19 protein-coding genes are annotated in these 23,463 nt (G+C 64.1%); 12 read left to right on the top strand and 7 right to left on the bottom strand.

Annotation, left to right across the window (positions count from 1 at the left end; all coding sequences use genetic code 11):
* Positions 1–153: 153 nt before the first annotated feature.
* The 4 genes from AADX97_RS07425 to AADX97_RS07410 all read left to right on the top strand — a co-directional run bounded on the left by AADX97_RS07425 (position 154) and on the right by AADX97_RS07410 (position 4,640).
* Positions 154–1,410 carry an ABC transporter permease gene (locus AADX97_RS07425; protein WP_374233069.1) on the top strand — a complete coding sequence of 419 codons (1,257 nt, stop codon included), beginning with the start codon at positions 154–156 and terminating at the stop codon, positions 1,408–1,410.
* Positions 1,411–1,630: 220 nt separating this feature from the next.
* Complete coding sequence (locus AADX97_RS07420) at positions 1,631–3,247, top strand: SUMF1/EgtB/PvdO family nonheme iron enzyme (RefSeq protein WP_374233071.1); 1,617 nt, start codon at positions 1,631–1,633, stop codon at positions 3,245–3,247.
* A gap of 115 nt (positions 3,248–3,362) precedes the next feature.
* Entirely contained in the window at positions 3,363–4,097 is a 735-nt protein-coding gene (locus AADX97_RS07415) for a YMGG-like glycine zipper-containing protein (RefSeq protein WP_374233073.1), read from the top strand.
* 6 nt (positions 4,098–4,103) lie between these two features.
* A complete protein-coding gene (locus tag AADX97_RS07410; protein ID WP_374239282.1) occupies positions 4,104–4,640 on the top strand; it encodes a hypothetical protein in 537 nt (178 codons plus the stop codon).
* A gap of 154 nt (positions 4,641–4,794) precedes the next feature.
* Here AADX97_RS07410 and AADX97_RS07405 read toward each other — a convergent pair whose 3' ends face one another.
* Together AADX97_RS07405 and AADX97_RS07400 are read right to left on the bottom strand one after the other, a co-directional pair.
* Positions 4,795–5,202 (bottom strand): DUF1622 domain-containing protein, encoded by a 408-nt coding sequence (locus AADX97_RS07405; RefSeq protein ID WP_374233077.1) that lies wholly within the window; start codon positions 5,200–5,202, stop codon positions 4,795–4,797.
* Positions 5,203–5,384: 182 nt separating this feature from the next.
* Positions 5,385–6,422 carry a folate-binding protein YgfZ gene (locus tag AADX97_RS07400; protein WP_374233079.1) on the bottom strand — a complete coding sequence of 346 codons (1,038 nt, stop codon included), beginning with the start codon at positions 6,420–6,422 and terminating at the stop codon, positions 5,385–5,387.
* A 145-nt stretch (positions 6,423–6,567) separates the two neighbouring features.
* Between AADX97_RS07400 and AADX97_RS07395 the strand changes: the two genes are divergently transcribed.
* Positions 6,568–8,391, top strand: coding sequence for an RNB domain-containing ribonuclease (locus AADX97_RS07395; protein ID WP_374233081.1), 1,824 nt, complete (start codon positions 6,568–6,570; stop codon positions 8,389–8,391).
* 93 nt (positions 8,392–8,484) lie between these two features.
* Here the strand turns inward: AADX97_RS07395 and AADX97_RS07390 are convergent, their stop codons facing one another.
* Entirely contained in the window at positions 8,485–9,012 is a 528-nt protein-coding gene (locus AADX97_RS07390) for a YcbK family protein (RefSeq protein WP_374233083.1), read from the bottom strand.
* Positions 9,013–9,486: 474 nt separating this feature from the next.
* Here AADX97_RS07390 and AADX97_RS07385 point away from each other — a divergent pair, with 474 nt between their 5' ends.
* A complete protein-coding gene (locus tag AADX97_RS07385; protein WP_374233085.1) occupies positions 9,487–10,182 on the top strand; it encodes a transglycosylase SLT domain-containing protein in 696 nt (231 codons plus the stop codon).
* Between the two features lie 168 nt (positions 10,183–10,350).
* Here AADX97_RS07385 and AADX97_RS07380 read toward each other — a convergent pair whose 3' ends face one another.
* Positions 10,351–10,569 carry a hypothetical protein gene (locus AADX97_RS07380; protein WP_374233087.1) on the bottom strand — a complete coding sequence of 73 codons (219 nt, stop codon included), beginning with the start codon at positions 10,567–10,569 and terminating at the stop codon, positions 10,351–10,353.
* A gap of 452 nt (positions 10,570–11,021) precedes the next feature.
* Between AADX97_RS07380 and sat the strand changes: the two genes are divergently transcribed.
* Entirely contained in the window at positions 11,022–12,209 is a 1,188-nt protein-coding gene (gene sat / locus AADX97_RS07375) for a sulfate adenylyltransferase (protein ID WP_374233089.1), read from the top strand.
* Positions 12,210–12,368: 159 nt separating this feature from the next.
* Positions 12,369–14,093 (top strand): hypothetical protein, encoded by a 1,725-nt coding sequence (locus AADX97_RS07370; RefSeq protein ID WP_374233091.1) that lies wholly within the window; start codon positions 12,369–12,371, stop codon positions 14,091–14,093.
* 189 nt (positions 14,094–14,282) lie between these two features.
* Here AADX97_RS07370 and AADX97_RS07365 read toward each other — a convergent pair whose 3' ends face one another.
* Genes AADX97_RS07365 through AADX97_RS07355 form a run of 3 tightly spaced genes read right to left on the bottom strand, consistent with a single transcriptional unit; the run spans position 14,283 to position 17,461 of the window.
* Positions 14,283–15,290: a lysylphosphatidylglycerol synthase transmembrane domain-containing protein gene (locus AADX97_RS07365; protein WP_374233093.1), complete on the bottom strand. Its 1,008-nt coding sequence runs from the start codon at positions 15,288–15,290 to the stop codon at positions 14,283–14,285.
* Positions 15,287–16,603 carry an FAD-dependent oxidoreductase gene (locus AADX97_RS07360; protein WP_374233095.1) on the bottom strand — a complete coding sequence of 439 codons (1,317 nt, stop codon included), beginning with the start codon at positions 16,601–16,603 and terminating at the stop codon, positions 15,287–15,289. The genes AADX97_RS07365 and AADX97_RS07360 overlap by 4 nt, the downstream gene beginning before the upstream one ends.
* A gap of 3 nt (positions 16,604–16,606) precedes the next feature.
* Entirely contained in the window at positions 16,607–17,461 is an 855-nt protein-coding gene (locus tag AADX97_RS07355; RefSeq protein ID WP_374233098.1) for a pentapeptide repeat-containing protein, read from the bottom strand.
* 905 nt (positions 17,462–18,366) lie between these two features.
* Here AADX97_RS07355 and AADX97_RS07350 point away from each other — a divergent pair.
* The 4 genes from AADX97_RS07350 to AADX97_RS07335 all read left to right on the top strand — a co-directional run bounded on the left by AADX97_RS07350 (position 18,367) and on the right by AADX97_RS07335 (position 23,434).
* Complete coding sequence (locus AADX97_RS07350) at positions 18,367–19,644, top strand: O-acetylhomoserine aminocarboxypropyltransferase/cysteine synthase family protein (RefSeq protein ID WP_374233099.1); 1,278 nt, start codon at positions 18,367–18,369, stop codon at positions 19,642–19,644.
* A gap of 536 nt (positions 19,645–20,180) precedes the next feature.
* Complete coding sequence (gene msrP / locus AADX97_RS07345) at positions 20,181–21,140, top strand: protein-methionine-sulfoxide reductase catalytic subunit MsrP (RefSeq protein ID WP_374233102.1); 960 nt, start codon at positions 20,181–20,183, stop codon at positions 21,138–21,140.
* A gap of 201 nt (positions 21,141–21,341) precedes the next feature.
* Complete coding sequence (locus AADX97_RS07340) at positions 21,342–21,986, top strand: sulfite oxidase heme-binding subunit YedZ (RefSeq protein ID WP_374233105.1); 645 nt, start codon at positions 21,342–21,344, stop codon at positions 21,984–21,986.
* A gap of 275 nt (positions 21,987–22,261) precedes the next feature.
* Entirely contained in the window at positions 22,262–23,434 is a 1,173-nt protein-coding gene (locus tag AADX97_RS07335) for a two-component system response regulator (protein WP_374233107.1), read from the top strand.
* Positions 23,435–23,463: the final 29 nt, after the last annotated feature.

Here is a 23,463-nt window from a genome sequence, read left to right as displayed (position 1 = left end):
TTAGCCATTCCGGTTCAATCCCCCCCCTCTCCCCAACCCCTCTCCCGCGAGGGGAGAGGGGCTAAGATGGACCACTTGTTATTGAACGGTTGCATACTCAGTCGATCTGTCCCACGGTCGTCCTCCGGCCCCGTCGCCGCCGAGGTCTGGGCCTTGGCCTGGAAGGATCTGCGCCACGATCGGCACACCACACTGGTGTTCGTGCTGACCGTCGCGGCGATCCTGGCACCCTTGCTCCTGCTGCTCGGACTCAAGAATGGTGTCGTCGAGACCCTGCGCGAGACCCTGCTCCGCGACCCGCGCAACCTGGAGGTGGTCATCTACGGCAGCGCCCGGCTGGATCGCGACTGGCTCGCCGAGATCGCGGCTCGGCCGGACGTCGCCTTCCTGATCCCCAAGACCCGGACCATCAATGCCAGTGTCGATCTGCTGGACCCGGCGCGGCGCCTGCTGCCGGCGGTCGAGGTGATCCCGACCGCGCTCGGCGATCCGCTCCTGCCGCCGGGCACCGCGCTGCCGAGCCATCCCGGCGAGGTCCTGGTGACCGCGACCTTGGCGCGTCGGCTGGGCCTGATGTCCGCCGAGCCGGTCTCTGGGGAGCCTGTTTCCGGGGCGGGGGAGGGCGAGCCGATGCAGGCCGCCCCGGCGGCCCTGGTCGCCGTCGTGAAGCGTACCCGCGACGGCGTCTCCGAGCACCTGCGGTTGCCGCTCTCGGTGATCGGCATCGTGCCCGAGGCGCGGTTCGCGCGCGATGCGCTCTTCACCAGCCTGGACCTCTTGGTTGCCGCCGAGGACTACCGCGACGGCACACTGGATCTGCTGCCCGACGGCGTCGTTCCGATCGGTTATGCGGAGCGTCAGACGCGCTTCGCCAACGCCCGGCTCTACGCGACCGGACTGGATCAAGTCGGCCCGTTGGCCGCCGCGGTCAGCGCCGAGGGGATCGAGGTTCGCACCCAGGCCGAGCGGATCGCCTCGGTGCAGGCGGTGGATCGGACCCTGTCGTTCCTGTTTCGGGTCATCGCGCTGATCGGCGGGGCGGGCTGCGCGCTGGCCTTGGGCGGTGCGCTCTGGGTGGGTGTGGAGCGCAAGCGCCGTCAGTTGGCGCTGCTGCGGCTGTTCGGATTCGAACCCGGCGCGGTCGCGGCGCTGCCGGTGATCCAAGGGTCGCTCATCGCCGGGCTCGGGCTGCTCTTCGCCGGTGCCGGCTATCTGATCGGCGCACATGCGTTCGACGCTGTCATGGGCGAGAATCTGGCCGGCGGGGGTTATTTGACCCGACTCGGCATCGCGGATCTGGGTGTGGCTGCCGGGTTGGTCATGCTGGTGGCCTTGGTCGCGTCGACGGCCGGGGCGATACGGGCCGGGCGGGTGAGTCCGGCGGAGGGTTTGCGTGAATCTATACGATGAGGCGGGGCGAATGGGTCGGGTCGGACGCGTTGGACAGACGGGGCAGGGTCGATCGGAGCTTTCGGATCTCTCACGGAGACACGGAGATCACGGAGATTCGATACGCGACCGCCTTGTGGTCCTGCTCTTGCTGCTCCTCCGTGATCTCCGTGTCTCCGTGAGAGCCCTTCTTTGCCGGGGGCAACAAAGCTCCGGTCGACGTCGAGGCCGCACGTCCGGCATGGTCCTACCGGTCGCGGTTATGCTGTGCACCTTCGCCGCTCACGGCGTCGCCGAGGTCGCGGTGACCTGGCCCGAGGCACTCTACAACCCCAAGCCTGCCCCGGAGGACGTCATCGTGCCGCTGCCGTGCGGCGGCGCCATGGCCTTCCGCCCGGTCGGCACGGCGGGCACCGATCCGCTCGCCGATACCGAGGTCGAGCTCGGCAGCGAGACCGAGACCCGGGGCTATGCCGAGCATCGCTATCTCGACCATCTCGCCGGCAGCTTCGAGGCGCCCGAGGGCGAGCGGCGCCGCCTCCTGATCGGCAAGTACGAGGTGACCGCGCTGCAGTACGACGCGGTCCTCGCCGCTGCTTCAGGCGCGGCCTGTCCGGAGCCGGGCAAGGGCGCGACGGCGCGACTGCCCAAGGGCGGTGTCGGCTGGCACGATGCGCTCGACTTTGCACACCGCTACTCGCTTTGGCTGCGCGCCCGGGCCGAGGCGATCGTGGACTGCGACGCGACCGCGACGCCCTGTCTGCCGCGCGCCGACGGTGTGCCGGCCTTCGTGCGTCTGCCGACCGAGGCGGAGTGGGAATATGCGGCGCGCGGGGGCGATCGGGTCAGCCCGGCAGTGTTCCGCGAGATGCTCTACCCGATGCCGGACGGACCCGAACGCCATGCCTGGTTCAACCAGAACGCGCAGGGTCAGGTGCGCCCCATCGGCGTGCTCGAGCCGAACCCGCTCGGCCTTCACGATGTGATGGGCAATCTCGAGGAGTATGTCCTCGACCCCTTTCGGCTGCACCGTGTGGAGCGTCGCCACGGCCAGCCCGGCGCGGCGGTGGTGCGCGGCGGCAGTCTCCATTCCAGTGCCGAGGACCTGCGCAGCTCGCTGCGGCGCGAGGTCCCCTTCTACGACGATCGCGGCGCGGTCGGGACGGCCGACACGGGTTTTCGCGTCCTCCTCGCAGCACCCGTCTTGACGTCCAATCAGCGCATCGACGCCGTGCGCGACGCCTGGGAGCGGCTCGGCAGCGATGTCGCCCGGCCGCAAGAGACGCCGCCGCCGCGTCCGGTCCTGTCCGATCGTCCCTTCGAGGATCCGGTGCTCGAGCTGACCGCACTCGCCCGGGCGAGCGGCGAGCCGGAGATGAAGCAGCGCCTGGAGCGGTTGCGCAGCGTCGTCGCCGGGACCAACCAGCGGCTTTACGAGCAGCGCGCGCGCAGTGCCCGCGAGGCCCTGCGCTTCGGTGGACTGCTGTGCGAGAAGCTCTCGGTCGAAGGCTACAACATCGACCTGCTCCGCCAGCGCTACGACCTCTGCAAAGAGAACGAGGCCGCCGTGCATCCGCGCTGCCGCCGGCTGGCCGACGATCTGGCGCGCGACGATGCGGTGCTGGATGCGAACATCGGCGTCTATGCCGACTCGATCGTCCGCACGGCGCAGACCTATCCGGACGACCTGGCCGTTCTGGACACGGAGCTGGACGGACTGCGCTCCGAGCTGACCGCGCGTGGCTACGGGGATCTGGGGATCTATCCGGAGCGCTTCCATCGGCAGGTCTTGGACTATGCGCGAACGGGCGCTGTCGCACGCGACAATTGGTTCAAAGGGTGTCGCGAGCTGCGTTGAGCCGACATTTTTCGGCGCTCGACCGCAGCGCGATCGGCTAAACTCAGACAACGGACGTGCAGGGTTGCACACCCGCGGAACCATCCGAGCGGAACCATTCACAAGGAGCATACAGATGTCGATCGCGCGTCGAACGGGCAAGAGCATCATCATTTTCGGTCTGTCCTTGGCCCTCCTTCAGGTCGGCTGCGCCACCACCTCGACAAGCAGCGGCGGTTACGGTGGGAGCGCACCCTTGACGCCTGCCGAGCAGCGCATGCGCCAGCAATCCTCCCAGCTCGACGCCAAGACCTCGCTCCAAGGCTGCGCCGCCGGCGCCGTCGCGGGGGCCTTGCTCGGGATGTTGTCCGACGGCAAACGCAGTGACAACATGATGATCGGCGCGGCCGCGGGCTGTGCGGTCGGGCTGGCCGCCAACGCCTATGTGCAATCCAAGCGTCAGCAATATCAGAACGATGAGCAGCGTATCGCGGCCATGACTGCAGACGTGCGGGCGGAGAATGCGCGTATCTCGAGTCTGATCGCGACCAGCGAGGAGGTGATCGCCGCCGACCGCAAACGTCTTGCGCAGGTCAACGCGGCCTATCGCAGCAAGGCCATCTCAAGCGAGCAGGCAAGGCGCGACCTGGCCGGTGTGAAGGCCAATCGCGATCAGATGCAGAGCACGGTCAATTCGCTCAAGACCAAGCAACAGGACTGGGTGGATATCTCCAATCTCGAGCGACAGTCGGGGACCAATACCGCGCAGTTGGACCAGGAGATCGGCTCACTGAAGAAGCGCATTTCGGGTCTGGAGCAGGAGGTCGCGCTCATGGACCAACAGATCAATGCATCCCCTGTAGCCGGGTAAGCGATGATGGATATCGAGACGATTCGAATCAACGGCGTGTCGTTTGCGCGTCCCGCCCTCATCACCTGTGCGCTCGCCCTGGCCGCGGGCATCGCCGGCTGTGCCACGACGCCGGGCGAGTGCGACCCGACCGCGCGTGATTTCTTCAAGAACACCGGATGTCTGGCGTCCGGCGCCTATGGCGAACGTCAGCGCGAGATGCAGGCGACGTTGGACCAAGAGCAGCGACTGAACGCCTCGTTCCGCTCGGTGCTCTCCGAGCTTCAGGCCGAGCAGTCCAAGCTGAAGGGCGATCTGAGCAGCCGGCAAGCCGACTATGCCCGGCTCGACGCCGCGTGGGGCGATCTGAAGCGGAGTCTCGCCGCCGAGACCAAGGCCAATCGCGAGCTCGCCGCGCGGGTGTCCGCGATCGACAGCAGCGTTCAGTCCCGCAAGGCAGCCGACGCCGGCACCGACGTTGCCGCCAAACAGGCAGCCCGCGATGACCTCAAGCTCAAGGTTTCCATGCTTGAGAAGGAGTTGGCCGCGGGGGTTTACGAATAACCTTAGACGATTTCCAGAAACCGTAATGCCAAGCTGCGCACCGGAGCGCTCCACGCCAAGCGGGCGGTCGGTTGTGCCGAGCCGTGCGAGGCACAACCAACCGGCGGTGAGTGTTGTGCTTCCTGTCGTCAGCACAACCTACGAGGTTCGTTCACTAACGACCCCGATGCTCTTCCTGCATCTCGCGCATCAGGAAATAGTTCAGCGCCGTGCGGATGACCACGATAGCGCCGAGCTTGCCGATCTGATCCCAACTCGGGGCGACTGCGGTGGACAGGATGTCGGCACCGACCTGGAACTCGAGCGCCAATGCCAGGTAGCGCGCCAGCGTGAGCCGGATCGGGTTGTAGTCCCTGATGCCGGATGAGAACAAGGCGCGGATAAATTGGTAGCTCGCCACGAGCACCCCGATGCCGATGATCAGCGCCCCCATGGCCTCCACACCCAGCTTGAGCCACAAGACCGCCGTCAGCACCCACTCCTCGACGCCGAGCGCACCCGGATCGGGAAGCCGGATGCCTGGGGCGACCGCCTCCGAGAGTCTGTTGACGCCATCGCTCATAGCTCGACTTACTCCTCATTACGAGGTCGGTTCGAGGTAGGGGCGACTTCAGTCGCCCGCACCGCCACTAGGTCGTATGGGCGACTGAAGTCGCCCCTACAGTCGCCCCTACAGTCGCATCCACAGCATGTGGACATGGGCATTGGGGATGCCGAGTCCAGGAGATCACCCTAACTCGTCGCTCATTCCTCGACCGGGAACCCGTAGGGCGGCGCCTTGAGCCGCAACAGCGGCCCGCCTTCGCTCAGTCTGACCTCGCCGGATTCGGCCGCCTGGATCTCCGCGACCGCCAGCAGCGCGTAGCGCCCGGTGTCGATCGGGCTGGCCGCGACCACTGTCCCGCTGCCTTGCTGCGAGGTGCTGTCGGGCGAGAAGAGCGCATCGCCGGGTTGCGGCGGCGTCTCGCTCTCGACCTCGCCGATGTACATGCGGCGTTTGAGCTTGCCGAGATACTGCATCCGGGCCACGATCTCTTGGCCGGTGTAACACCCCTTGTGGAAGCTGACGCCGTCGATGAGCTGCATATTGACCATCTGGGGGACGAAGGTGTCCGCCGTCGCGTTGTAGACGCTCGGGATGCCGGCGCGGATGTCGAGCAGTGTCCATGCGTCGGTGTTGGCCGGTGCGGCGTGCGCTCGCAGAGTACCCCAGTGCGCGAGAAGCGGCTCGGGCGGGCCGATGATCTCGATTCGCGGCGTGGGACCCGGCAGGCGAACGACAGCGATTCCGGCGGCGACGGCGAGGCCGTTCTCTGAGTCGGGCGCCGGGAGGCCGCAGGCGCCTACTGCGGCCACGGCACAATCACCGGCAATCGCGATGCGGACTAGGTCGTCGCTTGCATCCTCGACGCTTACGCGACTGCGCAGCACGAACATCCGCAGCCGCTTTAGGAGATCCGGGATGCGTTCCGCCGGCAGTTGGAGATAAAAGGTGTCGTCGACCCGCATCACCAGGAAGGTGGCCAGCATGCGCCCCTTCTGGCTGCAATGACTGCTCCACTGCACATGGCTCTCCGAGAGCTCGCGGACGTCGTTGCTGAGCTGGCCTTGGAGGAAGCCGACGGCGTCCTCGCCGCGCACCGCGAGAAGTCCGAATTGGGAGAGATCGAAGAGGCGACAGTCGAGGCTCGCGCCGGGGGCGGGCTCGGGGAAGCGGGGGATCCCGTTCGCGTCGATCCGAGTGGAGGTCGCGGTGAGGTGGTCTCGCCAAACTGGATGCATGCTGTTTACCTCGGGCTGGAATCCGGGAGGCCGCACGATGCTGCGTCGAGAGGCGGCCGGTTCCGGTATCATAACCAACAGGTGCCGGGAAAACCGCGCTCGAGAGGGATCGATCGCGCAATGGTGCAGGGGAGATCACAGCAGCTTGTCGACATATCAATGCAGTCCGCCGGTCAATAGCCTGGTGCTTTACAAGGTTCGCCCCGCGCGCGTGGTCAGCGTGGGGGAGAAGATCGAGATCGAGCTCGACGGCGGACACAAACGCGTTCGAGCGAAGGATGTCGCGCTTCTTCATCCAGGTCCACTGCATCGTCTTGCCGATCTCGCGCCGCAAGAGGGCGAGCTGCTCGCGGCTTGGGAGTTGCTGGAGGGATCGGAGACCAACCTCAAGGATCTCGCCGAGCTGGCGTTCGATGCCTTCACGCCGGCGACGGCCTGGGCGGCCTGGCAGTTGGTTTCCGAGGGGCTGACCTTCAGCGGGACCCCCGAGCAGATCCAGGCGCGGCCCCGCGAGGCCGTCGAGCGGGATCGTGCGGAGCGCGAGGCGAAGGCGGCGGAGGAGCGCGATTGGCACGCGTTCCTCGAACGCATGGCCGCGGCGGCGCCGGCCCCCGAGGATCGGGATCGACTCGGCGAGATCGAGCGCCTGGCCCATGGGCAGTCCGAGCACAGCCGGATCCTTGCCGCGCTCGGCCATCAGCAGACCCCCGAGAACGCCCACCGCGCGCTGGTGCAGGTCGGGCACTGGCACGCCAGCCACAACCCCTATCCCGCGCGTTGCGGGGTGCCGACCCGGGATCCCGACCTGCCGGTCCCTGCACTGGTCGAGGAGGATCGGCTCGATCTGACGCACCTTGCCGCCTACGCCATCGACGATGAAGGCAATCAGGATCCGGACGACGCCATCAGTGTGGACGGCGATCGACTTTGGGTCCACGTGGCGGACGTCGCCGCGCTGATTGATGCCGAGTCCGAGATCGAGCGCGAGGCGAGGGCGCGCGGGGCGAACCTCTATCTTCCCGAGGGAGTGGTCAACATGCTGCCGGCGACGGTGACGGATGCGCTCGGGCTCGGGCTGCAGTCGATCTCCCCGGCACTCTCTTTCGGCATGCTCTGCAACGCTGCGGGCGAGATCGAGGACATTCAGGTCCACCGCACCTGGGTGCGAGTCGAGCGCCTGAGCTACGACAGGGTCGAGGAGCGCCTCGACGAAGGTCCCTTCGCGGCGATGCGGTCCTTGGTCGAGCCCTTTCGCATCCGCCGTCATGCCGACGGTGCGACCGGCTTGGATCTGCCCGAGGTGAGTATCAGGGTCGAGGACGGGAAGGTGCGGATCCGTCCGCTCCTGCGGCTCGGCAGCCGCGCCATGGTGACGGATGCCATGCTGATGGCCGGGGTGGCCGCGGGACGGTTTTGTCTGGGACGCGGGGTTCCGATCCCTTACGCGACTCAGGCGCTACCCGATGGACTGGATACCGCCACCGATCTCGCCGCCATGTATGCGCGGCGCCGCCGCTTCAAGCCGACCCGCCTGACGGGTACGCCGGAGCTGCACGCCGGGCTCGGACTCCCGATCTATACCCGGGCGACGAGCCCGCTTCGCCGTTACTCCGATCTTTTGGTGCATCAGCAAATCAGGGCCGAGTTGACCGGCCGACCCGGCCTCTCCGAAGAGGAGGTGACGGCGCGCGTGGCGCAGGCGGAGCTTGCGGCGGCGTCGGTTCGACGCGGTGAGCGGCTTTCCAACCAGCACTGGAAACACGTCTTTCTGCGCGAGAATCAGGAGTGGCGGGGCGACGGCGTCGTCGTGGATTGCGACGAGCGAAAGGTAACTGTTGTGATTCCGGATTTGGCGCTTGAGGCGCGGGTCCGCTCGCGCGATGCGGCCGGGCTGAACGAACGACTGCGACTGACGGTGACCGAGGTCGACGTGCCGACGCTCACATCCGGCTTTCGGATTCTCGGTTGACCGAGCCTAGCCGACGTGGCTCGGTATCGTCGAAGACGCCGATTCCGCGAGCGACGACCGGCCGCTCGCGGAATCGACGCGGATCGGCCCCGTTCAGGCGCCCCAGCGCCGGACAGCACCGGTGTCGAGGTGGACGAAGTCGGAACGACGATAGTAGCCGACACCGCCGCGCCCAAGGGCGATCGCCGCGTCTCGGATCTGCCGTGTCGGAAGGTCGGGGAAGCGTACATCGATTGCCTGTCCGGTGAGGTGCAGGCTATTTTTGGCGACGCCGCCGGAGGTTTCCCGGAGCATCTGATTGGTGCGCGGCGACCGGTATCCGCTCAGCACGTCGAAGCGGGCGTCGGGGTCGCCGAGGTGGATCTTGACGTCGTACAAGATGTCGAGCAGCTGCGGGTCCATCGAGACTTGGTCACCGGTCCGGAAGTCTCGGAAGAAGTGATTGATTTCCTGTAGGGCAGTACGTTGGTAGCGGTCGCCGACCCGATAGGTCACCGCAAGGCGTTCGTCGGTGTGGAGATGATTGAAGGCTAGGATACGCGGACGATCAACTGTTTTCTTCGCTAATGCAGGTGCGGCGACAGCCGACAAGGCCGCGCCTAAAAAGTAACGTCGATTCATGTTCCCCCCGGTACATTGGGACGTTTTAGCCTGTAGGCAGGCGGAGGATATAAGAAGTGATTGCCGAAAAGCAATCGAAAATTACTCATGTTGTCGATGCGGTGTCGAACTTAAAATGCTACACAAGAGAACAATGGTAAGACACTGCTGAAAAGATTAATTTTTTGATGATCTAGGAGATGACGTGATGGCTCATGATGGGCGTTTTTCAAACGGATCCGGCCTGACTTGGACGCTATTTCGACCACCTTCAGAGCACCGATTCGAAGATTTGTATGTGCGTAGAACAGTCGCGCGCGCCCGGCGATAATTCGTCTATGCTGGTGCTGTGGAGCCATTCGGTGGGCGGATGTATTGCGAATCGGCAGGCGACGCGCTTGCCGCCGACGCGAAGGGGCTGACGCCGCCGGCCGTCTTGCTTTAGCATGCACTGCGGGAATGCACCGGGTTCGGCACCGTTCGAGGGGGGATGAGATGCGAGGACTCCTGGCGACCTTCGTGGTCTTGGCGGCGTGCGGCGTCGTGGGCGCGGCTCAGGCGGACATCTACAAGTACGTCGATGCCGCGGGCAAGGTCTATTTTACGGACGCGCCGCTGAAAGGCAGCAAATATCGGCTCGAGTGGAAGCGCGAGACGAAGAAGCTGGTCCGGGAGAGCGAAACGCGCTCTGCCGGACTCAAACAGCCCAAGCTACTCACCGGGAAGCGGGCCAAGGCGGCTGCGCCGATCACGGGGTCATTGGCGACGCGCCGTGCCGCCTATGAGACGCTGATTGCCGCCAATGCCCGCCGCTACGGGCTGTCGCCCGCGCTGATCCATGCCGTCGTGCGCGCCGAGTCTGCTTACAACCCGAAGGCCGTGTCGCGTGCCGGGGCCGAGGGGCTGATGCAGTTGATGCCCGGAACGGCGGCCCGCTACGGGGTGACGGACAGCTTCAATCCGGTCGAGAATATCCGCGGCGGAACGGCCTATCTGCGGGATCTGATGGACATGTTCGATTGGGACCTCGAGCTTGCTCTTGCCGGCTACAACGCCGGCGAGGGGGCCGTGATCAAGCACGGGCGTAAGATTCCGCCCTATGCGGAGACTCAGGCTTACGTGCGCAAGGTCCGCCAGTTTCTCTGGGCCGAGAAGGACGCCGGCAGTGGCGTGGTGATGTCGGTGCGCTGACGTGCGGGCGGGATTCATCGTCGGGCCGCTCGAGATCCACCGGGCCTGCGGGCTATTGGAGCGGTGCAGCGATTCCGAGATTGTCCGAAGGAGCATTTTCGTTGTCGTTGTCGTAATCGACCCATCGACAACGACAACGGACGGTCTCGACACACTTGCCGTGCTGTACTAGTCCTCTCCGATGACGCGATCATCGCGCGGTGTCGAGAGCAGCTTCTCCGCCTCGCCTTGTTGACGTGCGAAGACGAGACGGTACTGGATGTCGCTCCCCGTGGCTTCCTCCTCGCGGCGGCGTCGCACGAGTGCGCGGGCGTCCTGATAGCGTTCGATGGTGTCCACGTATTCCAGTTGCAGTGGCGGTGAGATCTTGTAGACGAAGTAGGGCATGGTCGGTGTGTCCTTTGCGGTGTCTGTTTTCCGGGTTCCGATCGGTTGCTCGTGGCGGAAGATGGGCCCGCCCTTGCGGTGCGCAAGTCTAGCGCACTCGTCGCCCGACAGCGCCGATACGCGAGCGATCCCATGTCAACCGAGCTCATGCCAAATGAATTTGTTCGTTGCATAAAGAGCCTCTGGGCAAAAGCTTTCATGGTCCGTGGTATGGTTTTAAAGGGTGGGCCGAGCGGTTCCGTTGGTTCCGGCAAGTGCGCCGCGAGCGGGTCGGGGTTGCCGCGCTTCGACGGCCCGCCGAATCTCGGTCATGTCCGCTGCGGTGCATGCCGCCCGCGCACGAATCCCGATGACAATGCCCGACAAGAATGCGGTTCCCTCAGTCGTTTCGTCGTCCTCCTGGATCGAATATCGAACAGGCGCGCGACGTACCCCACCACGAGAGGCAGAAGATGATCAAACCCGTCGGTTCCGAAGCTTTGCAGCCCTTGTTCGTCTACGACCCGGATTCCCACCATGCCTTGATGCGCGAGGCCGAGACCCTGCCGTCGGTCATCATCAGCTCGCAGGCGGCAGCCAATGCCGTGATGATGGGTGGCGGGTACTTCACGCCGCTGCCGGGCTTTATGAACATTGCCGACGCCGTGGGCGTGGCGGAGGGAATGCGGACTACCGACGGGCTCTTTTTCCCGGTACCGGTCCTCTGCCTGCTCGAGAGTGCCAACGGGATCGCCGGGGCCGAGCGGATTGCCTTGCGCGACCCCAATGTCGAAGGCAATCCGGTACTCGCCGTCATGGATGTCGAGGCGATCGAGCAGGTGAGCGATGCGCAGATGGCGCTCATGACGGATAAGGTCTACCGCACCTCGGATCCGGAGCACCCGGGCGTCCAGACCTTCAACAGCCAGGGTCGGTTCGCGGTCTCGGGCCCCATCCAGGTCCTGCATTTCTCCTACTTCCAGGACGATTTCCCGGACACCTTCCGCACCGCGGTGGAGATCCGCAACGAGATCGCCGAGCGCGGTTGGAAGCGCGTCGTCGCCTTCCAGACCCGCAATCCCATGCACCTCGCCCACGAGGAGCTGTGTCACATGGCCATGAAGCGGCTCGACTGCGACGGCCTGGTGATTCACATGCTGCTCGGCAAGCTCAAGCCCGGCGATATCCCGGCCCCGGTGCGGGATGCGGCGATCCGCAAGATGGTCGAGCTCTATTTCGCGCCAAACAGCGCGATGGTGACCGGCTACGGCTTCGACATGCTCTATGCCGGCCCGCGCGAGGCGGTGCTGCATGCCTACTTCAGGCAGAACATGGGTGCGACCCACTTCATCATCGGCCGCGATCATGCCGGTGTCGGCGATTATTACGGCGCCTTCGATGCCCAGACGATCTTCGATGAAGAGGTTCCTGCAGATGCCCTGCAGATCGAAATCTTCAAGGCAGACCATACCGCTTACTCGAAAAAGCTCAACCGAGTTGTGATGATGAGCGAGGCACCGGATCACAGTAAGGAAGACTTCGTTCTGCTCTCCGGGACCAAGGTCCGAGAGATGCTCGGCAACGGGATCGCCCCGCCGCCCGAGTTCTCCCGACCCGAGGTCGCGCAGATCCTGATGGATTATTATCGCTCGCTCGGTTGAACCAGGTTCTCGGCGATCCGCGTTGCCCGCAGGGTGCCCGTGTTGTACCCGCGCGGACAACGCACGTCGGCGCCGAAAGGGTTCAGGCAGCGGAATCTTCAATGATGACGAGACGGTGTCGACGCAGGAGTGGTTGATTCCTGCGAGAACGAGAGATCAATGGCTACCTCCAACCTTCCGCATGAGACAGGACCTCGCGATGCGATGTCGGGGCGCGAGTCCATCCTGACACTTGTCCTGCTGACCCTCGCGGCGCTCGGGATCGGGCTGCTCTTCGCGCTCGATCCGCGCTGGGGCTACGACGAGGCTTGGCATCTCTACGTGAGCACGGTCTCGCCCTGGACTAAGGCACTGGAAGAGGGCCTGGTCGACGCCCATCCGCCGCTGCATCATCTCCTGCTCATGCCGATGGCCCGGTTCGGCCCGGATTCCTTCTGGTTCCGGCTGCCGTCGGTATTGGCCGCCGCCGCAACCGTTCCGCTCTGGTATCTACTACTGAGGCGTCTGCGTGTCGTCCCGGAGATGGCCTTGCTCGGGGTTGTGCTGCTGGTCACAAGCTTCGCTTTCCTGGAGCTTGCGGTCTCGGTGCGCTCCTATAGCTTAGGAGTGCTGTTCTTGGTCATCGGACTGCTCGCGGCGACGACGCTCGCTCCGCGGACCGTCTCGGGCGCTACCGGTCTCGGGACTGCGCCCAAACCGCAGCCACTGATGGCCGCGCTTGGGCTCACCATCGCCTTCGCCTTCATCTACTCGGCACTCTTCGTCATCGTCGGCTTGATCCTGGCCTTGGCGTTGGTGTGGGCGGTTCGGGCCGGACGCCGCTTTGTGCGGCCGTTCACGTGGGTGCGGACTTGGCGATTGTTGGATTGGACCGCCTTTGTTGTCCTCGTGATCGGCGTCCTCTCGGTACTCTTGTGGTTTGCACTTGGGTATGGGCGCGGTCGCGGGGCAGTCGTCCCCATGCATCTGGAGTCCTTAACGCTGTACGAAGGCGATTCGATCCTCCATTTCGCCTGGTGCGGTCTGGTCGGCAACGCCGGCTGGCTGACCCCGCAGTTCTCGGCGACGGATCCGGGGCAAATACTCGCCGTGGCGCTCTTCTGGACGGCTGCCGTCCTCGTGTTGGTGGTCGGATTGTGGCGGCGGCAAAGCGCGCGGGTGCTGATGGTTCTGGCGGCGGTGATTGCCACCGCGCTGGTTTTTGCGGCCGGGGTCGCCGGCGCCTACCCGTTCGGCGGACTGATGCGGCATCAAGCGATGCTGTTGCCGCTGTATCTCGTGATCATCGTCTTGGCGATTGATCTCGTCTGGTCGCGTCTGCATTCCCGACGCGTGCAGCAGGTGTTCAGTCTTGCGGTGGTCGGCTTTGCCTTGTTCGGGCTCTTCCGTGCCCACGCGACCGACCCCGTCGGCGAGGCCCACACCGACGGCATGCGTCCGGAGATCGCGGCTGCATTCGCATGCGATGCGGCCGAGCAGGCGCTCTACATCGAGGGGCAGGTGTTCTATCCACTCTATGCCGCCGCCTATCCCAAGGGGATCGCGTTCCGCACGACCCTGAGCGAGCAAGACGGCGTGCTCGTCGAGGTTCCGTACGAAACGGGTTGGTTCAACGGCTTGATCCATCCGCGGGATTGGGACGTCTTCACGATGAAGGACGATTGCGGATCCGACCGCATTCTCATCCGAGACCGCCGACGTTGGACTTTGCCCGAGGGCCCGGACACCAGGCTCGAGTCGCAACTCGAGGCATTGAAGGCGGCGCTCGGAGTGACATCCGTGGAGTTGATCCGTCTTCCACCGGAACTTGCTGACGACGAGTCCGAACCCGGTGCGACATCGGCGGACCAGCCGCTCGGGTCACGCTGCCCGATTCGCCGATAGGGGATTTTCGGGAACCATTTTCAAGCGCGTAGGAGCGACATGTAGGGGCGACATGTAGGGGCGACTTCAGTCGCCCCTACATGTCCTTAAGACCTGGGGGACGACTGAAGTCGCCCCTACAGCCTACACCCCTCCACCCCTCCACCCCGTAGCCATGCGAAGTGTGGATCTTTGTTCCCGGTCATCGGTCTACGCCGTTTCCGCTCCCTCGCTCAGCGAGGCCGCTTCCCGCCGTATCTGACGATACGAATAATGCCGCAAGACGAAGTAGATGGCGCCGGTCAAGGTCACGGGTACCCAGTGGCCCACGAGGAAGAGGATGCTGGCGGCGAGTGCGACCTCTTGGCCGATGCCGAACGGTGTTAAGGCGAAGACGAAGGCGGCCTGCACCGGACCCACGAATCCGGGAACGCTCGGCAGCGATACGGCCGCCGCGGTGACACCGACCACCAACATCGCCACGCCGGGCGAGACGGGGGCACCGTAGCCCGCCAGACTCAGCCAGACCAGGGCCGCCGCGATAAACCAGCGCAGCAGCGACTGTGCCAGCAGCGCCGCGGCTGCCGACGGCGTGGCGAGCGCAGCCAATCCGCGCGTCAGCTCGGCGAGGTAGGTCTGCCCACGCTCGGCGAGGAGGGCGGGAAGGGACGGACTCACACGTCTCCAAAGACCCAGCGAAACCTTCGGGAAGCGTCCCAGCAGCACCAGTACCGTTATCAGGGTCAGGATCCCGGCGAGCGCGATGCTGAGACCATAGCTCCAGCCGGGCGGCAGCTCGCCGACCAAGATGGCGCCTGAGATGAAGACGAGCAGGATGCCCACCAGATCGAGCGCCCGCTCGACCACCAGCGTCATCAGGACCCCGCTGCGCGAGCAGCCCGACTCTTTCGCGAAGATGACGGTGCGGATCAGCTCGCCGATGCGCAGCGGCAGCACATTGTTGCCGGCGAATCCGATCATCATCGAGGGGGCAACCTGCCGCACCGAGAAGCGACCGAAGGGCCTGAGGATCAGTGTCCAACGCAGCGCATTGTTGAAGAAAAAGAACGCCAGCAGGATCAGGAACGGCGGGATGACCCAGAGCTCGCCTTCGAGCAGTGTGCTGCGCAGCGTGCCCAAATCGACACCGCTCAGTGCATAGACGAGCAGCCCGATCGTAACGAGGAACGGGAGCAGCAGTGCGAGGAGCCGCTTCATGCGTCGGGCCTTGCTCCGGACATGGCTCCGGGCATTGCCTCGGGCATGGCTTCGGGATAGAGGCGACGCACGGTCGCCAGCGCGGACTCCAGATCCTCGTCGACCTCGATATGACGGAACTCGGCGTTGCGCCCGACCGAATGGAGGTTCTCGTACCGATCCAGCACGGCCTCCGCGCGCGCCTTCACGGCCTCGAATCCGCGGTCGTAGACCGGATAGCCGAAGCCCTCGGGCAGGACCAGCACGTCGTCCACCGCGGCCCGGTCGACCAAGCGATAACGTTCGAGTGCGCTCAGGACATCCTCGACGGGGCGATCGGTCTCGGCGGTCACCTCTGCGCACAGCACCGTGTTGTCCACCTGCGCCTCCGGGTCATGGAAGTTGCGGAACTCCGCCATCCGGTTGATGACGACGTCGCCGTCGCCGAAATAAACCCACTGGTAGGGCATCACACGCGGTTGCTTCACATGCAGATAGACCAGCTCGATGCCGCGATACCTAAGCTTGAGCTCCTCCCCGAGCATCCGCCCGAGCAGTGTGGCGGGTAGGGTACTGAAGACATGGTCGCACTCGAAACGGTGCGACTCGCCGTGTCGGCGATACTGGATCGCGGTCACCCGGTTCTCGGTGCGTTCGAGCCCCGTCACCTTGGATTCGAGCATCACCTCACCGCGGATGTGCGCATGCATGGCCTCGGCAATCTGTCCGTAACCGCCATCGGCCGGGTAATGAAAGGTGCTGAAGAAGGTCTTGGAGCTGCGGCGGATGGTGTCGAGCAGTCCGGACGAGCGCAGTTTCTCGCGTCCCCAGGTCACCGAGATCTCGCTGGGCGGGACGCCGAACATCTTTTTCGTGTAAGGCTCGAAAAAGAAGTCGTAAAGCCCTCTCCCGTAGCGATTCAGGGCCAGCGCCTCGAAGGAGTCTTCGGGGAGATTCGGACGTGCGAGAAAGCCCAGGATCAAGCTGGCTGCGGTTTTTGGATCGAACTTCAGGATCAGCTCGATCGGGTTGATCGGGTCCGCGATCACCTTGTCCTTCATGAGGATCCGGCTGTTGCGGCGATGCTCGCGCAGCGGCACCAGTGACTCGATCATCTCGACGAGCGTGGGATCCTGCGTATAGAGCCGATGGGGCGCGATATCGCAGGGCACGCCGTGCCAGTCGAAGGTGCGCGCCAGTCCGCCGATCCGATCGGTGGACTCGAAGAGCGTAACCCGCTTACCGATCCTCGACAGCAGCCAACCCAGACTCAGCCCGGAGATCCCGGCGCCGAGGATGGCGATCCGTTCCTCACGACGTCCTTCTTGCAACATAAATTACCTAAGATTCTTCTTGTAGGAAGGATAAACGGCGTTGCGCGCCCTGGAAAAATTCGCAAACTCCATTGTAACGCTCGCCAGCTCGACACCCGAGAAATCCGTGTTGGTGACATCGGCGCGGCGCAGGATAGCCCCTCCGAGCACGGCGTTGGTCAGGTCGACGTCGGTCAAGTTGGCGTTGCGGAAATTGGTCTCCTGAGCCGACACGCTGCGCAGCTTGGATCCGCGAAGATCGGCGCCCTCGAAGTTGGCCAGGTTGATGACCGTGAAACCGCCGGGCATGGCGCTGGTGAGGTCGGCCTCGTGCATGCTGGCGCCCGCGAGATTGGCGTCGTTGAGGTGACAATCACGCAGATCCGCGCCGCAGAGATTGGCCTCGCGCAGATTGGCGCGGATAAAGAGCGCCTTGGGTGCGACCACATGACAGAGATTGCTGCCTTGAAAGTCGGTGCCGCGCATGTCTGCATGACCGAGGTTGGCGCCTTGCAGATTGGCACGCCGAACATCGGCATGACGCAGGTCGGCGCGCTCGAGCGTGGCATGCGACAGATCCGCGCCGTTGAGGGTTGCTGCGCGCGAGGGGCGCTCCGCGCCTAGATGGGCCTGCGTGAGATCCGCGGAGCTGAGGTCGGCGTCGCTCAGATCGGTCGCGACCAGGACGCTATCGACCAGCCGCGCACCGCTCAGAAGCGCGCCGACGAGGTCGCTCGACTCCAGGTTCGCGCCGGTCAGATCGGCGTTGCGCAGGTCGGCGCCGTTCAGTTGCATGTCGCGCAGGTCCGCACCCGCGAGGGTATCCGCGTCGATCCGCTCAAGGACCTGCCCAGTCTCGCGATGCTTGATCTCGACCATCTCGTCCATCCTCCGCCGTTGTTGTGTTTTTTAGTGACCGAATCGTCCCGGCCGACCCCTTAAACCGCGTCCAGAGCGACATGCGTTATTTTCATGGTGTGTCGGCCTCAAGGAGTGTTCCGACCTTTTTGGAGACGCGGTTTAAAATTTAATATTTTTTATACTTTAAACCGCGCCGACTCCAGCGTTCGTCAAAACCGCCGGGGCCGATCCCATCCGAAAACATCGCATACCGCACAGGGCGCGGTTTAAATCTACCAGAAGCCGCTGAGTCGAGGGATGACATTGATCGCCCCCGACGGCTCTTGGCTCCTTCTCCCTGTCCGTTGCTGTCGGCAGCCCGAGAGCTCAGTTTGGAAAGGCTCTCACGGAGACACGGAGACACGGAGAAAAAGAAAAGAGAAGCGAAGAAACAGGTGAGGAGGCAAGCGGAAATGTCATCTCCGTGTCTCCGTGAGAGATCCTCCAAGCGAATCGGTGCGATGATCCGGGTCCGCATCGATCGACAGCTTCGGACCTGATGGATACCATCGGCGGGTGTCACGCTGACCGCGGCAGGGCGCGCGGGGAAGGCGCCGCGTCGATCCTAAACCGCGTCCAGAGCGAGATGCTAACTTTCGAGTGAGCTCGAAGTTTGGTGAATCCACGACCCTTAGCGGGGGGCGCGGTTTAAAATTTTATATTTTTTAATACTTTAAACCGCACCGGCTCCAGCGGTTCTGAAAACCGCCGGGGCCGATCCCATCCAAAAGCATCGCATACCGCACTGGGCGCGGTTTAACTGTCCGAATCCGCGCGCCGGCACGGCATGGGATTAAAAACGCAACGAAAACAATGATTCTAGCCTAGCCGAAGGCTGCGCTCACCCAGCGGCCGTCGCAACGACACCACCATCAGGAGCGACCATGAAGATCGAGACCCTTGCGATTCACGCCGGATTTGCGCCGGACCCGACCACCAAGGCGGTCGCCACCCCCATCTACCAGACCACGAGCTATGCCTTCGACGATACCCAGCACGCCGCCGATCTGTTCGACCTGAAGGTCGCCGGCAACATCTACACCCGCATGATGAATCCCACCAGCGACGTCCTCGAGCAGCGCGTCGCTGCGATGGAGGGCGGGGTCGGCGCCCTGGCCCTCGCCTCGGGCATGGCCGCGGTGACCGATGCGATCTTCACCATCGCCCAGGCCGGAGACAACATCGTCGCGGTCTCGACCCTGTACGGCGGGAGCTACAACCTGTTCGCGCACACCTTGCCCCGACTCGGGATCCAGGTGCGCTTCGCCGCGCCCAACGACATCGACGGCATGGCCGCGCAGATCGACGACAACACTAGGGCGGTCTTCTGCGAGTCCATCGGCAACCCCGCCGGCAATGTTGCGGACCTGCGCGCGATCTCGGAGATGGCCCATGCCCACGGCGTGCCGGTCATCGTCGACAACACGGTGCCCACCCCCTATCTGTGCCGCCCGTTCGAGCACGGCTGCGACATCGTCGTTCACGCCGCGACAAAATACATGGGTGGCCATGGGACCACGCTCGGCGGCGTCCTCGTCGACTCGGGCAAGTTCCCCTGGGCCGAGCACGCGAGTCGTTTCCCGATGCTCAACGAACCGGACGTCTCCTATCATGGCGTGGTCTACACCGAGGCGCTGGGAGCCGCGGCTTACATCGGCCGCGCCCGTGTGGTGCCCCTGCGCAACATGGGTGCGGCCATCTCGCCCTTTAACAGCTTCCTGCTCCTCCAGGGCATCGAGACACTGCACGTGCGCATGGATCGGCACTGCGAGAACGCGATCGCGGTGGCCGAGTGCCTCAAGGCCAAACCCCAGGTCGAATGGGTCCGCTATGCCGGCCTTCCGGATAGCCCGGATTATCCGTTGGTTCAGAAATACATGGACGGCGCCAAGGCCAGCTCCATTCTGTCCTTTGGCATCAAGGGCGGACGCGAGGCCGGTGCGCGCTTTATCGATGCGCTCAAGCTCACCGTGCGTCTGGTCAATATCGGCGATGCCAAGACCCTGGCCTGCCATCCGGCGACCACCACGCATCGCCAGTTGTCCCCGGAAGAACTGGCGCGCGCCGGCGTCTCCGAGGACCTGATCCGCCTCTCGATCGGCATCGAGCATATCGACGACATCATCGCCGATCTGGAGCATGCGCTGGCAGCGGCAGGGTAGGCAACGCTTCGAAAACAACCGGAACGTAGGATGGGTAGAGCGCAGCGAAACCCATCCTCCCCGCTCCGACGCCCCGGCTCCGGCACCGGTAGAGCGCAGCGAAACCCATCCAGCCCGCGCCATGGGCATCAGCCCGGAACCGGGCAACTTGGAGGTTTGGAGGATGGGTTTCCCTGCGCTCTACCCATCCTACGACGCTCCTTTTCTCTTTCTCCGCGTCTCCGTGTCTCCGTGAGAGATTCCGAAAAACCCGATCGGTCCAGATGCGGCTCGTAGCGAGGCCGATATGACGCGCATCACAACATGGTTCCCGCTCTGGGCCCTCTCGGGCGCGCTCTTCGCTTACCTCTTCCCAGAGTGGCTCGTTCTGTAATTAAGGGATGCGATCTCAATCTTCATAATCGCCGAGTGCTCGCGAACCGGCCGGTTCCGTCCCCATCTAACCGGCATGAAAGAGTCCGGCGCGTTGCCGGGTCTCTCGAACGTGCGCTCCGATGCCGAACGGCAAGGACGCGTCCTCAAGCACCGGAGACGATATGCTGATCAAGAAACCCGCCGATATCCTACCCTCCGAGATCACGCCGCCACAGATCTGGCAGCGTCGACGGGAGTTTCTGAAGGCGTCAGCATCCGGAATCGGTCTCGCTGCGCTTGGCCTAGCGGGCGCCGTGCCGACTCGGGTGCTTGCGGGGGAAGCGATCCCGAATATTCAACCGAGTCCCTTCAGCACGGACGAGCCGCCGACCAGCCTCGACGACATCACCAGCTACAACAATTTCACCGAGCTAGGCACTGACAAGACCGATCCGCAGGCCAACGCGAGGTTTCTCAAGCCACGACCCTGGACGGTTACCGTCGACGGCGAATGTGCCAAGCCCGGCGAGATCGGGATCGAGGACATCCTGTCGTCCTTCACGCAGGAGGAACGCATCTATCGGCTGCGCTGTGTTGAGGCTTGGGCCATGGTGGTGCCTTGGGTCGGGTTCCCGCTCGGCGATCTGCTCAAGCGCTTCGAGCCGACCTCCAAGGCCAAGTATGTCGCCTTCGAGACGCTTTATGACCCGGCGCAGATGCCTGGTCAGAAACGCAAGGTGCTCGACTGGCCCTATCGCGAAGGGCTGCGTATGGACGAGGCAATGCACCCGCTGACGATCCTTTCCACAGGTCTCTACGGCGAGCTGCTGCCGAATCAGAACGGCGCGCCTTTGCGTCTGGTCGTCCCTTGGAAGTACGGGTTCAAGAGTATCAAGTCGATCGTGCGGATCAGCTTCACCACGAAGGAGCCGCCGGCTACCTGGAACCGCCTGCAGGCGAACGAGTACGGGTTCTATGCCAACGTGAATCCGGCCGTGAACCATCCACGCTGGAGCCAGAGGACCCATCGCATGATCGGCGACGGCTGGCTGGCGAAGAAGCGCGAGACACTGCCGTTCAACGGCTACGGCGATCAGGTAGCCGAGCTGTACGCCGGGATGGATCTGAAGCGGTTCTACTGATGTCCGACTCGCCCCGGAATCATCGTGTGTGTATTGATCCGTGGGGAACCGCCGGCAAGCTGACGCGCGTCCGTTCGATCCGCGCCACCGACACTGTCTCTCACGGAGACACGGAGATCACGGAGAAACGCGGTTCTTCGTGTTGCCTTACGTGTCTCCGCGAGCGATTTGATCGATGCGACAGGTGGCGAGGTCTTCGACATGACCCGAGTTGAGATGCTTGTCCGCTACGGCAAGCCGTTGGTTTTCCTGCTCTGCTTGGTGCCGCTCGGGGTCTTGATCGCGCGGGGAACGAGCGGTGCGCTCGGGCCGAATCCGGTCGAGGCGATCACGCATTTCACGGGTGATTGGACCTTGCGGCTTCTCCTGGTGACGCTCGCCGTCACGCCGTTGCGACGTCTGACCGGGCAAGCCTGGCTTGTCCGGTATCGGCGCATGCTGGGCCTCTTCGCCTTCTTCTATGCGGTCCTGCACGTCCTGACCTACCTTTGGCTGGATCGGTTCTTCGACCTGGGGACGATCGCCGAGGATGTGCTGAAACGGCCCTACATCACGGTCGGATTCGCGGCCTTCGTCTTGATGGTGCCCTTGGCGATCACCTCGACCCAAGGCTGGATCCGGCGTCTCGGGCGGCGTTGGAAGAGGCTGCATCGGGCCGTCTACGCCATCGGCGTGCTCGGCGTGCTGCACTATCTCTGGCTGGTGAAGGCGGATCTATTGGAGCCCGCGATCTACGGGGGCATCCTCGCGGTCTTGCTCGGCATGCGCGTCCCCTGGCGTGATCTCGCTACCCGGCTCCGTTCGACAAGGCGTCGGCGCCCCTGTATGGCTCCGGAACGTCGCTAAACCGCGTCCAGAGCGAGATGCACATTTTCGAGTAAGCTCGTCGTTTGGTGCATCCACGACCCTTAGCGGGGACTCGGTTTAAAATGATATATTTTTTAATAACCTAAACCGCGCCTGCTCCAGCGGTCGTCAAGTCTGCCGGGGTCGATCCCATCCAAAAACACCGCATACCGCGCCGGGCGCGGTTTAGCACGCAAAAATGCAACACGGCCGTCGGCGAAGGATTCGGAACGATCTACAATAAATAGATAGCCAAGCCGAAGGAGTCGGCCCTTATGTTGACTGATACCCGCCCGGTTCTGCCAACGATCCTCGTTGTCGATGACACGGTCGAGAATCTGGCCGTTCTGACCGATCTCTTGAGTCCTGCCTATTCTGTCCGTGCGGTTCGCTCCGGCCGCAGAGCGCTGCAGGCGCTTGCCGAGCCGCGTCCCGATCTGATCCTGCTCGACGTCATGATGCCGGAGATGGATGGCTACGAGGTGATGAGCCGCTTGCATGCCGATCCGGCCACCGCGGACATCCCGGTGATCTTCGTCACGGCATTGGACGCCGCGATGGACGAGGAGCGCGGCCTTGCGCTCGGTGCGGTGGACTACATCACCAAGCCGATCAAGCCGGCGATCGTTCTCGCGCGGATCAAAACACAGCTGGAGCTAAAGGCCGCTCGGGATCGTCTGCGCAACGAGAACCTGCTGCTCGAGGCCGAGGTGTCGCGTCGCATGCAGGAGAACCTCCTGATCCAGGGCGCGAGCATTCGGGCCCTCGCGCATCTGGCGGAGATCCGAGATCCCGAGACCGGCAATCATCTGCGGCGCACCCAAGGCTATGTCGGACTGCTCGCCGACGCCTTGCGCACCCACCCGCGTTTTGCGCCTTTCCTCACCGAGCAGACCATCGATCTTCTGGTCAAATCCGCACCTCTGCACGACATCGGCAAGGTCGGCGTGCCGGACTACATCCTGCTCAAACCCGGCAAGCTCACGCCCGAGGAGTGGGAGATCATGAAGACGCATAGCCGTCTGGGACGCGAGGCGATCGAGCTGGCCGAGCGCGATACGGAGCGCCCGCTTGCATTTCTGGCGATCGCCAAGGATATCGCGCACTATCATCATGAGAAATGGGATGGCTCCGGGTATCCCGAGGGGCTCAAGGGCGACGCGATCCCGATCGCCGCCCGGTTGATGGCGCTGGCGGACGTCTTCGACGCACTCATGTGCCAGCGTGTCTACAAGCTTGCCTGCTCGTTTGAAGAGACCGTGACCATCATCGAGCAAGGCCGCGGCACCCATTTCGATCCGGATGTGGTCGACGCCTTTATGCTGCGGCGCGAGGCGTTCCAGAGCATTGCCGTACGCTTTGCCGACAGCGACTCGCGCCGCTTCGAGCAGGTCGAACGGCTGCGCGAATCACTCGCGCCCGTGCCTGCCTGCCCGGGATCGCCCTGACCCACACGCAAGGCTCAAGGAGTTCTGCG

Source organism: Thiocapsa sp. C2-2m, from assembly GCF_041903745.1.
GTDB lineage: Bacteria > Pseudomonadota > Gammaproteobacteria > Chromatiales > Chromatiaceae > Thiocapsa > Thiocapsa roseilacustris.
The sequence above is the reverse complement of the archived record's forward strand: the minus strand, read 5'-3'. Positions and strand labels throughout refer to the sequence as shown.

Coding starts and splice junctions, on each gene's coding strand:
- AADX97_RS07340 (WP_374233105.1), top strand. CDS start 21,342: ATGACCCGAGTTGAGATGCTTGTCCGCTACGGCAAGCCGTTGGTTTTC.
- sat (WP_374233089.1), top strand. CDS start 11,022: ATGATCAAACCCGTCGGTTCCGAAGCTTTGCAGCCCTTGTTCGTCTAC.
- AADX97_RS07415 (WP_374233073.1), top strand. CDS start 3,363: ATGTCGATCGCGCGTCGAACGGGCAAGAGCATCATCATTTTCGGTCTG.
- AADX97_RS07350 (WP_374233099.1), top strand. CDS start 18,367: ATGAAGATCGAGACCCTTGCGATTCACGCCGGATTTGCGCCGGACCCG.
- AADX97_RS07335 (WP_374233107.1), top strand. CDS start 22,262: ATGTTGACTGATACCCGCCCGGTTCTGCCAACGATCCTCGTTGTCGAT.
- AADX97_RS07355 (WP_374233098.1), bottom strand. CDS start 17,461: ATGGTCGAGATCAAGCATCGCGAGACTGGGCAGGTCCTTGAGCGGATC.
- msrP (WP_374233102.1), top strand. CDS start 20,181: ATGCTGATCAAGAAACCCGCCGATATCCTACCCTCCGAGATCACGCCG.
- AADX97_RS07365 (WP_374233093.1), bottom strand. CDS start 15,290: ATGAAGCGGCTCCTCGCACTGCTGCTCCCGTTCCTCGTTACGATCGGG.
- AADX97_RS07380 (WP_374233087.1), bottom strand. CDS start 10,569: ATGCCCTACTTCGTCTACAAGATCTCACCGCCACTGCAACTGGAATAC.
- AADX97_RS07405 (WP_374233077.1), bottom strand. CDS start 5,202: ATGAGCGATGGCGTCAACAGACTCTCGGAGGCGGTCGCCCCAGGCATC.
- AADX97_RS07420 (WP_374233071.1), top strand. CDS start 1,631: ATGGTCCTACCGGTCGCGGTTATGCTGTGCACCTTCGCCGCTCACGGC.
- AADX97_RS07400 (WP_374233079.1), bottom strand. CDS start 6,422: ATGCATCCAGTTTGGCGAGACCACCTCACCGCGACCTCCACTCGGATC.
- AADX97_RS07385 (WP_374233085.1), top strand. CDS start 9,487: ATGCGAGGACTCCTGGCGACCTTCGTGGTCTTGGCGGCGTGCGGCGTC.
- AADX97_RS07370 (WP_374233091.1), top strand. CDS start 12,369: ATGGCTACCTCCAACCTTCCGCATGAGACAGGACCTCGCGATGCGATG.
- AADX97_RS07360 (WP_374233095.1), bottom strand. CDS start 16,603: ATGTTGCAAGAAGGACGTCGTGAGGAACGGATCGCCATCCTCGGCGCC.
- AADX97_RS07410 (WP_374239282.1), top strand. CDS start 4,104: ATGGATATCGAGACGATTCGAATCAACGGCGTGTCGTTTGCGCGTCCC.
- AADX97_RS07390 (WP_374233083.1), bottom strand. CDS start 9,012: ATGAATCGACGTTACTTTTTAGGCGCGGCCTTGTCGGCTGTCGCCGCA.